Source organism: Amycolatopsis tucumanensis (assembly GCF_021654135.1).
GTDB classification, from domain to species: domain Bacteria; phylum Actinomycetota; class Actinomycetes; order Mycobacteriales; family Pseudonocardiaceae; genus Amycolatopsis_E; species Amycolatopsis_E tucumanensis.
On the sequence record NZ_JAKGSD010000029.1, the window covers coordinates 65,442 to 77,203 of the forward strand.

Genomic DNA, 11,762 nt, shown 5'->3' on the forward strand with positions numbered 1-11,762 from the left:
TCCTCGGTGTCATGAGTTGCGACGCCGAGCACGACCAGTTGGTCGCCGACGTCTTCGCGCGCGCGTGCACCTCGCGCGGGGTGCTGGAGCACGTGACGGGCCGCTGGGGCACGCTCGCGCTGGCCGCGCTCGCCGAGGGGCCGTTCCGGTTCAACGCGTTGCGCCGCAAGGTGGACGGCGTCAGCGAGAAGATGCTGGCCCAGACGCTGCAGGCGCTCGAACGCGACGGTTTCGTGCACCGCGAGGCCGAGCCGACGATCCCGCCGCGCGTCGAGTACAGCCTGACGCCGCTGGGCGCCGAGGTGGCCGGCCGCCTGCGGGAGCTGATCGAGCTGGTCGAGGGCCGGGTGCCGGAGGTCGAGGCCGCGCGCCGGGCCTACGACGAGGCGAAGTCGGCGGTCGCGCGCTAGACGTCCTGGGATCAGGCGGCCGTGGCGTCGCCGAAGGCCGTCACGTGGGCCGCCGCGCAGGAGCACGGGAGGTCGTCCGGCACGACGACGCTGCCCGTGATCGTCGTTCGCGGCTCGAGCGGGATCGCGCGCACCCGGGTGGAGCGGATCTCGGTCACCTGGTCGGCGGGCAACACGGTCCAGCTGCGTGGATCGGAGCCGACCTCGACGATCGTGTCCTGCACCGTCCCCGCGCGGTGCGCCGGTGGTCCCTGGAGTCCGACGTCCGGCAGCGCGCCGAGCACCGACAGATCGTGGTCTTCGGAGGTCTTCAGGGGACCGGCGGCCAGTTCCGCGACGCCGACGGCCGCGCGCCCGGCGGCGGGGTGCCGGGTGGACACGACCGCGAACAGGGACTCGGTCCAGCTCGGCAACACCCGCAGCCCGGGCGCCGAACGCACTTCCCTCGCCAGGGCCAGGTCGATCTCCCCCTGCCGCAGAGCGTTCAAGCGTGCGGTCAGGGGCAGGTCGACGAGCACGACGTCGAATCCCGGGGCCTTCTCCCGCAACGCGTCGATCCCGCGTTCCAGCCGCGCGGTGAACTGCCCCGCGCCGGTCCCGATGCGCATGACACCCGCCCGCTCGCGCGCCGCGACCCGAACCCGATCGGCGGCCGCGAGCGCCTCCCGCGCGACGGCGAGCACCCGGTGTCCCGCCTCGGTCAGCCGGACCAGGCGCGGTGAGCGGTCGAAGAGGCGGACCCCCAGCTCGCGCTCCAGTGCCGCGATCTGCCTGCTGACCGCCGGCTGGGCGATGTGCAGCCGCTCGGCGGCCCGGCCGAAGTGCAGCTCGTCGGCGACTGTGACGAAGTACCGCAACGCCCGTAGTTCCACCCGGTCTCCTCTGCGACGATGCTTCGAGGTTATCGCTGTGCGGCAGCCTTGGTTCTGGTTCCCGGCGAGCCCTGGTGGTGGAGTCGGGACATGGACATCGATCTCGGTCTGCTCGGCGCGCACCTGCGCGAGCACGAAGTGAACCCGGACCGCGCCATCGAGGTGGAGCGCGCCGGCTACGGCACGCTCTGGCTGGACGCCTCGCCTCCGGCGGACCTCACCCTCGCGGAGGAGCTGCTCGACGCGACCACCCGGCTGACCGTCGGCACGAGCGTGGTGAACGTCTGGACCGCCGACGCGGACACCGTGGCGGCCTCCTACCACCGGATCGAAGCCAGGCACCCAGGGCGCTTCCTGCTCGGCGTCGGAATCGGCCACCGCGAAGTGCACGCCGAATACGCCTCCCCGTACGACACACTGGTGTCCTACCTGGACCGGCTCGCCAGTGCGGGCGTGCCGTCCGGCCGCATCGTGGTGGCCGCGCTCGGGCCGCGGATGCTGCGCATGGCAGGGGAGCGCACCGCCGGAGCCATTCCCGGCATGGTCACCCCGGAGCACACCCGGCGAGCCCGCTCGATCCTCGGCCCCGGGAAGGTGCTGTTGCCCGGGCATTTCGCCCTCGTCGAGCCGGACGTGAACCGGGCCCGCGCGGTCGCCCGGTCCGCGCCGCCCGGAACCGCGCTGGGGGTGCACAACTACGCGAGCAACCTCCGGCGTCTCGGCTTCACCGAGGACGATCTATCCGGCGCGGGCAGCGACCAGCTCATCGACGCACTCGTCGCACACGGCGACCCGGCCACGACGGCGACCCGGCTGCTGGCCCATCGAGCGGCCGGCGCGGACCACGTCGGCGTCTACCCCCTCGGCGACGACCCGATCGCCACGCTCGTCGAAATCGCGGAGGCGGTGCAGGTCAGTGCTGAACCGGGGCTGCGGTGCCCGAGCTAGTCCCGCTGGGCGAGGAACACGAACTCCATGCCGGGCCGGTCCGGGGCGTCCCGCACGTCGGCCACGCGGAACCCGTGTGCGGCGAGGCTTTCCTCGACCTCGTCGCGCTCGCGGAACCGCAGCGTCGAGTCCGATGTGACCACTTCGCCGTCGGCCAGGAACCGGTACGTGAAGCGGAACGACACCAGCGGCAGGCTGACGTCCGTGACCTCCATGCGGCGCTCCACGCGGCCGGTGCCGGGCACGTCGAGCACCAGCGGGGCGGTCGCCGCGGCCCAGTCCTCCCAGGCGCGCCGCTCCGGGCGGCGCGTCTCGAACACGAAGTGGCCGCCGGGGCGCAGCGCGGTCCGGATGCCCGCGAGGGTCCGGCCCCAGTCTTCGTCGGTGAGGAACACCTGCGCGACGTTCCCCGTCATGGCAGCGAGATCACCGGCCGCCGGGGGCAGATCCGTGGCGTCGCCGTGGATCCAGGTGATGTTCCCGTCCGGGTCCTTCGAACGGGCGACCGCCAGCGACGCCTCCGCCGGGTCGACGCCGACGACGGTGCGTCCCTTCGCAGCGAGGAGCACGGCCAGGCTGCCCGTGCCGCAACCGACGTCCAGCACGCGTTCGGCCTTGAGCTCGTCGGCGATCGACAGGTACAGGTCGAGGTCGTCGCGCTCGCCGTCGAAGGTGTCGTAGACCTGGGCGAGGCGCGGGTGGGCGAAGATGGCGTCGGGCACGGCACGCACCTTAGCCGGGCGGCGGTCCCCGCGCGTCCCGTTTTTGTCGGTGCCCCCTGTCACACTGCGGACGTGGCGAACTGGCGGGAATTCGAAGAGCAGGCGCCGGCGCTGGCGGCGGCGGTGCGTGAGCGGTTGACGGCTGCGGAGACGCACGTGCTGGCGACTCTGCGACGGGACGGGTCGCCCCGGGTGAGCGGCTCCGAGGTCGACCTCCGGGAGCCCGAGTTGTACATCGGGTCGATGTGGGGTGCGCGCAAGGCACGCGACCTGCAGCGCGACGGCCGGTTCGCGCTGCACGCCTTCCCGTCCGCCGAGGGCGACGCGAAGCTGTCCGGGGTCGCGATCGAGATCACCGAGAAGGCCGTCCTGGACGCCATCCAGGGCGACATGCAACCAAGCCACCTCTTCCGGCTGGACCTCCAGCAGGCGGTGCTGACGACGGTCGAGGGCGACAAGCTGGTGGCGACCACCTGGTGGCCGGGCCGGGAGGTGGTGCGTTTCGAGCGCACGTGAGACAGGTACGAGGACACCGCGCACGCGGCCGACGTGAGGGTTGGCGTGGTGCCCGTCGGCGGGCCGTGGGGGGCCGTGCCGGTGGTGCGCTGCGTTTCGAGCGCACGTGAGACAGGTATGAGGACACCCCGCACGCGGCCGACGTGAGGGTTGGCGTGGTGCCCGTCGGCGGGCCGTGGGCGGCCGTGCCGGTGGTGCACTGTTGGCCTTTCCCGCGCCGGGGACGTGCGACTGCCGCGGGATGCGGGTCAGGGCGAGCGTTGCCTCTGGAGCCCGTGCCCGCGCTACAGCGGCCCCGGGTTGGTCGTCATGGCGACCACTCCGTCGGTTCGGCTCGAGGCGCCCTACAGCCGTTCCAGGATGGTCGCCGTCGACAGCGCTCCGCCCGCGCACATCGTCACCAGCGCGGTCGCGCCGTCGCGGCGTTCCAGCTCGTGCAGGGCCGTCGTCAACAGGCGCGCGCCGGTGCTGCCCACCGGGTGCCCCAGCGCGATGGCGCCGCCGTTGACGTTCACCCGCTCGGGATCCGGCTCGTGCACCTGCTGCCAGGACAGCACCACCGAGGCGAACGCTTCGTTGACCTCGAACACATCGAGATCACCGACCGCCATCCGGGCGCGCGACAGCACCCGCGTCGTCGCCTGCACCGGGCCGTCCAGGTGGTAGTACGGCTCGGCGCCGACCAGTGCCTGCGCGCGGATCCGCGCCCGGGGACGCAGGCCCAGCGCCGCCGCCCGCGCGGAGTCCATGATCAGCACGGCCGCCGCGCCGTCGGAGATCTGGGACGACGTGCCGGCGGTGTGCACGCCACCGTCGAGCACCGGCTTCAACCGGGCCAGCCCCTCCAGCGTGGTGTCGCGCAGACCCTGGTCGCGGGTGACCAGCCGGGTCTCCCCGGTGGGCCTGCCCTCCGCGTCGAGCACCGGCGCCTTCACCGGCGTCACCTCGCGGTCGAACCGGCCCTGCGCCCACGCCGTCGCCGCCTTGGTCTGCGACGCCACCCCGAACCGGTCGACGTCCTCCCGGGTGATGCCGCGCCGCTCGGCGATCCGCTCGGCCGCGCCGTACTGGTTGGGCATGTCGATCGCCCACGAGGCGGGCTTCGGCGCGCCCGCGTCCACGCCGCGGTTCGCGCCCAGCGGGATGCGGCTCATCGCCTCCACCCCGCACGCGATGCCGGCCTCGATCGCGTCTGCCGCGATCAACCCGGCCACCAGGTGCGCGGCCTGCTGGGCCGAGCCGCACTGCGCGTCGATCGTCGTCGCGCCGGTCGTCTCCGGCAGGCCGGCGTGCAGCCACGCCGTGCGCGTCACGTTGCCCGACTGCTCACCCGCCTGCGTGACGCAACCGCCGATAACCTGTTCCACGATCGCGGCGTCCAGCCCGGCCCGCTCGACCAGCGCCCGCTGCGCCACGCCCAGCAGCTCGGCCGCGTGCAACCCGGCCAGCCAGCCACGCCGCTTCCCGATCGGGGTCCGCACGGCCTCGACGATGACGGGTTCACCCACGGCAGCTCTCCTCCACTCGACTCTCGTTCAAAGTAGAACTTGTTTCAATATTGAGCAAGTGTGACCCAGGTCAACCGCCATTTGGTGACCAATCGGACCACCAGGGCTTTCAAGATCGAGTAAACGGGTTTCACTCAACCTCTCGACTTAGTTAACACCGTATGCTCTAATCGGGTTTAGAACGTGTTCCACGACGACGTGAGGCACCTCGGGAGGTAGCCGTGGCCACGCCCCTGATCCCCGCCGGCTTCGATTTCACCGACCCCGACCTGATCGCGGCAAGGCTTCCGCTGGAGGAGTTCGCCGAGCTCCGCAAGACCGCGCCGGTCTGGTGGAACGCGCAGCCGCACAACCGCGCGGGCTTCCGCGACGACGGGTTCTGGGTCGTCACCCGGCACGAGGACGTCAAGACCGTGTCGAGGGACAGCGAGCTGTACTCCTCGCAGGAGAAGCTCGCGATCATCCGGTTCGACGAGAACATGACCGACGAGGGTCTCGACGCGAACCGCCTCGTCCTGCTCAACATGGACGCGCCCCAGCACACCAAGCTGCGCCGCATCGTGTCGAAGGGCTTCACGCCCCGGGCCATCGCGCGCCTGGAGGACACCCTCCGCGACCGCGCCGCGCGCATCGTGCACGAGGCGAAGAAGAAGGGCTCCGGCGACTTCGTCGAGGACGTCGCGTGCGAGCTGCCGCTGCAGGCCATCGCCGAGCTCATCGGCATCCCGCAGGAGGACCGCCGCAAGATCTTCGACTGGTCCAACCAGATGATCGGCTACGACGACCCGGAGTACGACGTCGAGCCGATCGCTGCCTCCGCCGAACTCGTCGGCTACGCATGGAACATGGCCGAGGAACGCCGGAAGTGCCCGATGGACGACATCGTCACCAAGCTCGTCCAGGCCGATGTGGACGGTGAGTCGCTCAGCTCGGAGGAGTTCGGGTTCTTCGTCATCCTGCTGTCCGTGGCGGGCAACGAGACCACCCGAAACGCCATCACCCACGGCATGAAGGCCATGCTCGACCACCCCGACCAGTGGGAGCTCTACCGCGAGCAGCGGCCGAAGACGGCGCCGGACGAGATCGTCCGCTGGGCCACCCCGGTGATCGCCTTCCAGCGCACCGCGACCGCCGACACCGAGCTGGGCGGCCAGCACATCCGCAAGGGCGACCGGGTCGGCATGTTCTACAGCTCGGCCAACTTCGACCCCGAGGTGTTCGACGAGCCCGAGAAGTTCGACGTGCTGCGGGATCCGAACCCGCACGTCGGCTTCGGCGGCACCGGCTCGCACTACTGCATCGGGGCGAATCTCGCGCGCCTGGAGATCGACCTGATCTTCAACGCCATCGCCGACGAAATGCCTGGTATCCGCGAAATCGCGGCGCCGGAGCGGCTGCGGTCGGGCTGGCTCAACGGCATCAAGCACTACCGGGTCGCCTACGAATAGGGGTTACGCTGCACCTCTGGTCCTCGTCGCCAGGAGGTGCCCGGTGCCCGTCGTCCCGCCCACCCCGGAAGAACTCGCCGAGCTCGCCGCCCGTCACGGCTTCCGCCTCGGCGAAGCCGACCGCAAGTCCTTCGCCGGTCTCGTGGAGGCCAACCTCGCCGCCCACGAGGCCGTCGAGCGCCTGTACACCCGCTCGGCGCCCAGCGCCCCGCACCGCGATTACGAGTGGCCGGAGGACAACCCGCTGGGCGCGTGGTACGTGCGCACCCGGATCCCGCCGACCGGCGACGGTCCGCTGAGCGGCCGCGAGGTCGTGATCAAGGACAACATCGCGGTCGCCGGGGTGCCGATGATGAACGGATCCCGCGCGGTGGAGGGGTTCGTGCCGCGCCGGGACGCGACCGTCGTGAGCCGGGTGCTCGCGGCGGGCGGCACGATCGTCGGCAAGGCGGTGTGCGAGGACCTGTGCTACTCCGGGTCCAGCTTCACCTCCGCCTCCGGTCCGGTGCGCAACCCGTGGGACCCCACCCGGCACGCCGGCGGCTCGTCGTCCGGCAACGCGGCCCTGCTCGCCGCCGGTGAAGCCGATTTCGCGATCGGCGGCGACCAGGGCGGTTCGGTGCGGATGCCGGCGGCGTTCTGCGGCGTGGTCGGGCACAAGCCGACGCACGGGCTCGTGCCCTACACCGGCGCGTTCCCCATCGAAACCACGATCGACCACCTCGGCCCGATGACCCGCACGGTCCGGGACGCCGCGCTGCTGCTGAGCGTCCTCGCCGGTGACGACGGCTTCGACCCGCGCCAGTTCCGCACGCCGGAGCCGCCGGACTACCTGGCCGCGGTCGAGCAGGACATCCGCGGCGTGCGGGTCGGCGTGCTCACCGAGGGCTTCGGCCTGCCGATGTCCGAACCGGGCGTCGACGACGCGGTCCGCGCCGCGGCCGACCGGCTCGCGGCGGCGGGCGCCGTGGTGTCCGAGGTCAGCGTGCCGTGGCACCGCGACGGGCTGGACGTGTGGACCGTGATCGGTACGGACGGCACGGCGCGCCAGATGATCGACGGCAACGGCTACGGCATGAACGTGCCCGGCCGGTACGACCCGGAGCTGATGGTGCACTTCGCGCAGGGGCGGCGCGTGCACGCCGACGACATGTCGGACACGCTCAAGACCATGATCCTCACCGGCGCGTACGCCGCGGAACGCTACGACATGCGCCACTACGCGATGGCGCGCGAGCTGGCGTGGGAGCTGCGCGCCGGCTACGACGCGGCGCTGACCGAGGTGGACGTGCTGGTGCTGCCGACGGTCCCGTACGTGGCGAAGCCCCTGCCCGGCCCGGACGCGACGCGCGAGGAGCGGATGGTCAACGCGCTGGGCATGGTCGGCAACACGGCACCCTTCGACGCGAGCGGCCACCCGGCGATCTCGGTGCCCGCCGCGCCGGTGGACGGCTTGCCGACGGGCTTGATGATCGCGGGCCGCCGCTTCGACGACGCGATGTGCCTCCGGGTGGCGGCTGCTTATGAGCGGGAGGTGGGCGGTTTCCCGGTCGCCGCCCGGTAGGTCAGGAGCGCCGCGGCGCCCTGCTGCCGGACCGCGTGGAGCCGCAGATCCGCGGGCGCGGTGAACAGCCGCCGCCCGGTGCCGAGCGCCGTCGGGAACACCAGGAGCCGGTACTCGTCGACGAGGTTCTCGGCGGCGAGGGCGTGCACGACGCCGATGCTGCCGGTGACGATGAGGTCCCGGTCCGTCCCGCGCACCGCCGAGGCCAGGTCCCCGTCGAGCACGGACGAGTTCTGCCACGCGTCCGCGCTGGTCAGCGAGCGGGACACGACGAGCTTCGGGATGGCGTTCATCTTCGCCGAGAACTCGTCGGTCCGGCCCGGCCAGAGCTTCGCGAACAGCTCCCACGTGACGCGGCCCAGCAGCAGCATGCCGGTGTCGAGCAGCGCGCCGAGCCCGAACTTGTCGCCGGCCACCGCCTCGGGGCCGTGCCGGAACGCCCAGCCGCCGCCCGGTGTGCCGCCGGATCCGTCCGGGTCCTCGACGACGCCGTCCAGCGTGACGAACTCGATGACGATCAACGTGCCCATGTGCACTCCTCGGTTGTCCTCTGCCGGCCCGGTGTGGCCCGGCGGAGGTACATACCGGCGGGTGCCGCCATACTCATCGCGATGGCCACGGTGGATTTCGCAGCGCTGACCGAACCGCACCGGGCGGAGCTGCTGGCGTACTGCTACCGGATGCTCGGGTCGGTCCACGAGGCCGAGGACCTGGTGCAGGAGACCATGTTGCGGGCGTGGCAGGCCCGCGAGCGCTACGACGAGCGGCGGGCGTCGATCCGCACCTGGCTGTACCGCATCGCGACCAACGCCTGCCTGACCGCGCTGGCGGGCAAGGCGCGCCGGCCGCTCCCGTCCGGGCTGGGCGCGCCCAGCACCGACCCGGGGGAGCCGCTGCGGCCGGCCTTCGACGTGCCCTGGTTGCAGCCCTTCCCCGACGCCCGGCTCGGCGATCCGGCGGACCAGGTCGTGCGGCGGGACAGCATGCGGCTGGCGCTGGTCGCGGCCATGCAGACGCTGCCGCCGCGGCAGCGGGCCGTCTGGGTGCTGCGCGAGGTCCTGGCTTTCAGCGCCGCCGAGGTGGCCGGACTGCTGGACACGTCGGTCGCTTCGGTGAACAGCGCCCTGCAGCGGGCGCGGGCGGGGTTGTCCGTCGCGGCCCTCGAAGACGTCGCCCCGTCCGGCGACCCCGCTGCGCGCCGCACCGTGGAGGCCTACGTCCGAGCGTTCGAGGCGGCCGACGTGGACGCGCTGGTCGAGTTGCTCACCCACGATGCCGTGCTGGAGATGCCGCCGGTGCCCCCGTGGTACCGCGGCCGCGACGACTACGCCGCGTTCATCCGGCGGGTGTTCGCGATGCGCGGCGTGGGCTGGCGGATGGTCCCGACCGGGGCGAACGGCCAGCCGGCCGCGGCCGCCTACGCCCCGGATCCCGCGGGCGGGCACCGCCTGCACACCCTGCAGGTGTTCACCGTCGCCGGCGAGCGGATCACCCGCACGGTCGTCTTTCAGGACCCGGCGGTGTTCGCGGCCTTCGATCTGCCCACCGCCGTCTAGGGCTTCTCCGAGCCCACCACCCACATCGCGAAGTACTGGGAGCCGCCGCCGTACGCGTGGCCCAGCGCTCGGCGTGCGCCGTCGACCTGGTAGTCGCCCGCCCGGCCCATCACCTGCTTCGCCGCCTCGGAGAACCGCAGCATCCCGGACGCCCCGATCGGGTTCGACGACAGCACCCCGCCCGACGGGTTCACCGGCAGCCGCCCGGTCAGCGCGGTCTCCCCGGCCTCGGTCAGCTTCCACCCCTCGCCTTCGGGCATGAAACCGAGGTTCTCCAGCCACATCGGCTCGAACCAGGAGAACGGCACGTAGATCTCGGCTGCGTCTATTTCGGACAGTGGATCGGTGATCCCCGCCTCGCGCCACAGCGCCGCGGCCGCCTCCCGGCCCGCCTGCGGGTTCACCTGGTCCCGGCCGGCGAACGTGGTCGGCTCGGTGCGCATCGCAGTCGCGTGCACCCACGCCGCGCCCTGCACCGCGTCGCCAGCGGCCTCGTCGCCGATCACCATCGCGCACGCGCCGTCCGAGGACGGGCAGGTCTCGTCGTAGCGGATCGGGTCCCACAGCACCTGCGAGGCCCGCACCTTCTCCACCGTGATGTCCGGCTGCTTGAGGTGCGCGTACGGGTTCAGCGCCCCGTTCTGCCGGTCCTTCGCCGCGACGATCGCCCCGACGTGCTCGGGTGCGCCGGACCGCCGGATGTAGGACCGCACGTGCGGCGCGAAGTACCCGCCCGCGCCCGCGCCGACCGGCATCGTGAACGGCGGCGCGATCGACAACGCCCACATCGCGTTCGACTCGGACTGCTTCTCGAACGCCACCGTCAGCACCCGCCGGTGGATGCCGGACTGCACCAGGCTCGTCGCCACCAGCGCCGTCGACCCGCCCACCGAACCGGCCGTGTGCACGCGCAGCAACGGTTTCCCGGTCGCGCCAAGCGCGTCGGCCAGGAACAGCTCGGGCATCATCACGCCCTCGAACAGGTCGGGCGCCTTGCCGATGACCACCGCGTCGATGTCCGGCCACTCCACTTGCGCGTCGGCCATCGCGCGGTCGATCGCCTCCCGCAGCAGGCCGGGCATGGACACGTCGGTCCGCTTGGCCCGGTGGTGGGTCTGCCCGGTGCCGAGCACCGCGGCGAGCTGCTTCGCCATTCTCACGCCTCCAGGACCGCGACGAGGTTCTGCTGCAGGGCCGGGCCGCTGGTCGCGTGCGCGAGCACCTTCGAGGCCTGGCCGGTGAGGATCCGGGTGGCGGCCTCGCCGATGCGCGCCAGCCCGGCCGCGAACATCGGGTTGCCGGTGAGCACACCGCCCGAGGGGTTGACGCGGACGTCGTCGCCGAGCCCGAGCGCGGTCCGCAGGATCAGTTCCTGGTGGGTGAACGGCGCGTGCAGTTCGGCGACCTCTACGTCACCGGTGCCGACCGCCTGCCCGGCCGCTTCGGTGGACGGCGACCGGGTCAGGTCACGCGCGCCGAGCACGGGCGTGTCCACCCGGTGCTCGATGCCGGTGATGACCGCGGGCCGCTCGGCGAACTCGTGCGCCCGCTCGGCGGCGGCGAGGACGATCACCGCGGCGCCGTCGGTCACCGGCGCGATGTCGTGCGCCCGCAACGGATCGGCGACGTAGGGCGCGTCCAGCAGGTCGGCGATCTCGCTGGCGCCGGAGAACTGGGCGTGCGGGTTGCGGGTGGCGTCGGCGCGGCTGCGCGCGGCCACCGCGGCCAGGTCCTTCTCGCTCCACAGGCCGGCGTCCAGCCCGAGCCGCGCCTGCAGGCCCGCGATGCTCACCGAGTCCGGCCACAGCGGCGCGACCGTGTACGGGTCGAGCTGCAGCGCCAGCACCCGGCGCAGCTGCCCGGCGGAGGACTTGCCGAAGCCGTAGACCAGCGCGGTGTCGACCTCGCCGGTACGGATCTTCAGCCACGCCTCGTACAGCGCCCAGGCCGCGTCCATCTCCACGTGCGACTCGTGGATCGGCGGGAACGCGCCGATCGCGTCGATCGCGGAGATGAACGAGAACGCCCGGCCCGCCAGGTAGTCCGACGAGCCGGAGCACCAGAACCCGATGTCCGACTTGGACAGTCCGGTCTGCTCGTAGACCTGGGCGAAGATGGGCACGAGCATCTCCACGCCGTTCGTGGTGCCCGGTGTGGAGCGCACGTTCGGGGCCTGGGCGAACCCGACCACCGCGACGTCTCGCATGGCAGTTCCCCT

12 protein-coding genes are annotated in these 11,762 nt (G+C 72.3%); 6 read left to right on the forward strand and 6 right to left on the reverse strand.

The annotated features are described in order from the left end of the window. Positions 1–11 precede the first annotated feature (11 nt). Positions 12–410 (forward strand): winged helix-turn-helix transcriptional regulator, encoded by a 399-nt coding sequence (locus L2C96_RS26020; protein WP_020418768.1) that lies wholly within the window; start codon positions 12–14, stop codon positions 408–410. Between the two features lie 11 nt (positions 411–421). Here L2C96_RS26020 and L2C96_RS26025 read toward each other — a convergent pair whose 3' ends face one another. Then, positions 422–1,282, reverse strand: a complete 861-nt coding sequence (locus L2C96_RS26025) for a LysR family transcriptional regulator (RefSeq protein WP_237338125.1) — start codon at positions 1,280–1,282, stop codon at positions 422–424. A gap of 90 nt (positions 1,283–1,372) precedes the next feature. On the opposite strand from L2C96_RS26025, the gene L2C96_RS26030 reads away from it, so the two are divergent. After that, positions 1,373–2,230 (forward strand): TIGR03620 family F420-dependent LLM class oxidoreductase, encoded by an 858-nt coding sequence (locus L2C96_RS26030; RefSeq protein WP_237338126.1) that lies wholly within the window; start codon positions 1,373–1,375, stop codon positions 2,228–2,230. Here the strand turns inward: L2C96_RS26030 and L2C96_RS26035 are convergent. Continuing rightward, positions 2,227–2,952, reverse strand: coding sequence for a class I SAM-dependent methyltransferase (locus L2C96_RS26035; RefSeq protein WP_237338127.1), 726 nt, complete (start codon positions 2,950–2,952; stop codon positions 2,227–2,229). The two genes, L2C96_RS26030 and L2C96_RS26035, sit on opposite strands and share 4 nt — an antisense overlap. A 72-nt stretch (positions 2,953–3,024) precedes the next feature. Between L2C96_RS26035 and L2C96_RS26040 the strand changes: the two genes are divergently transcribed. Beyond that, positions 3,025–3,468: a pyridoxamine 5'-phosphate oxidase family protein gene (locus L2C96_RS26040; RefSeq protein WP_237338128.1), complete on the forward strand. Its 444-nt coding sequence runs from the start codon at positions 3,025–3,027 to the stop codon at positions 3,466–3,468. Positions 3,469–3,812: 344 nt separating this feature from the next. Here the strand turns inward: L2C96_RS26040 and L2C96_RS26045 are convergent, their stop codons facing one another. Then, on the reverse strand, positions 3,813–4,976 hold the full coding sequence (locus L2C96_RS26045) for a steroid 3-ketoacyl-CoA thiolase (protein ID WP_237338129.1): 1,164 nt from the start codon (positions 4,974–4,976) through the stop codon (positions 3,813–3,815). 221 nt (positions 4,977–5,197) lie between these two features. Between L2C96_RS26045 and L2C96_RS26050 the strand changes: the two genes are divergently transcribed. Together L2C96_RS26050 and L2C96_RS26055 are read left to right on the forward strand one after the other, a co-directional pair. Beyond that, on the forward strand, positions 5,198–6,424 hold the full coding sequence (locus tag L2C96_RS26050) for a cytochrome P450 (RefSeq protein ID WP_237338130.1): 1,227 nt from the start codon (positions 5,198–5,200) through the stop codon (positions 6,422–6,424). 43 nt (positions 6,425–6,467) lie between these two features. Continuing rightward, positions 6,468–7,988, forward strand: a complete 1,521-nt coding sequence (locus L2C96_RS26055) for an amidase (RefSeq protein WP_237338131.1) — start codon at positions 6,468–6,470, stop codon at positions 7,986–7,988. Here L2C96_RS26055 and L2C96_RS26060 read toward each other — a convergent pair. After that, entirely contained in the window at positions 7,946–8,518 is a 573-nt protein-coding gene (locus L2C96_RS26060) for a dihydrofolate reductase family protein (protein ID WP_237338132.1), read from the reverse strand. The two genes, L2C96_RS26055 and L2C96_RS26060, sit on opposite strands and share 43 nt — an antisense overlap. An 81-nt stretch (positions 8,519–8,599) precedes the next feature. Here L2C96_RS26060 and L2C96_RS26065 point away from each other — a divergent pair, with 81 nt between their 5' ends. Continuing rightward, positions 8,600–9,544, forward strand: coding sequence for a sigma-70 family RNA polymerase sigma factor (locus L2C96_RS26065; RefSeq protein ID WP_237338133.1), 945 nt, complete (start codon positions 8,600–8,602; stop codon positions 9,542–9,544). On the opposite strand, the gene L2C96_RS26070 is transcribed toward L2C96_RS26065, so the two are convergent. Both L2C96_RS26070 and L2C96_RS26075 read right to left on the reverse strand, forming a co-directional pair. After that, positions 9,541–10,698 carry a thiolase family protein gene (locus L2C96_RS26070; protein ID WP_237338134.1) on the reverse strand — a complete coding sequence of 386 codons (1,158 nt, stop codon included), beginning with the start codon at positions 10,696–10,698 and terminating at the stop codon, positions 9,541–9,543. The two genes, L2C96_RS26065 and L2C96_RS26070, sit on opposite strands and share 4 nt — an antisense overlap. Positions 10,699–10,700: 2 nt before the next feature. Continuing rightward, entirely contained in the window at positions 10,701–11,750 is a 1,050-nt protein-coding gene (locus L2C96_RS26075; protein WP_237338135.1) for a thiolase family protein, read from the reverse strand. Between the last annotated feature and the right edge of the window lie 12 nt (positions 11,751–11,762).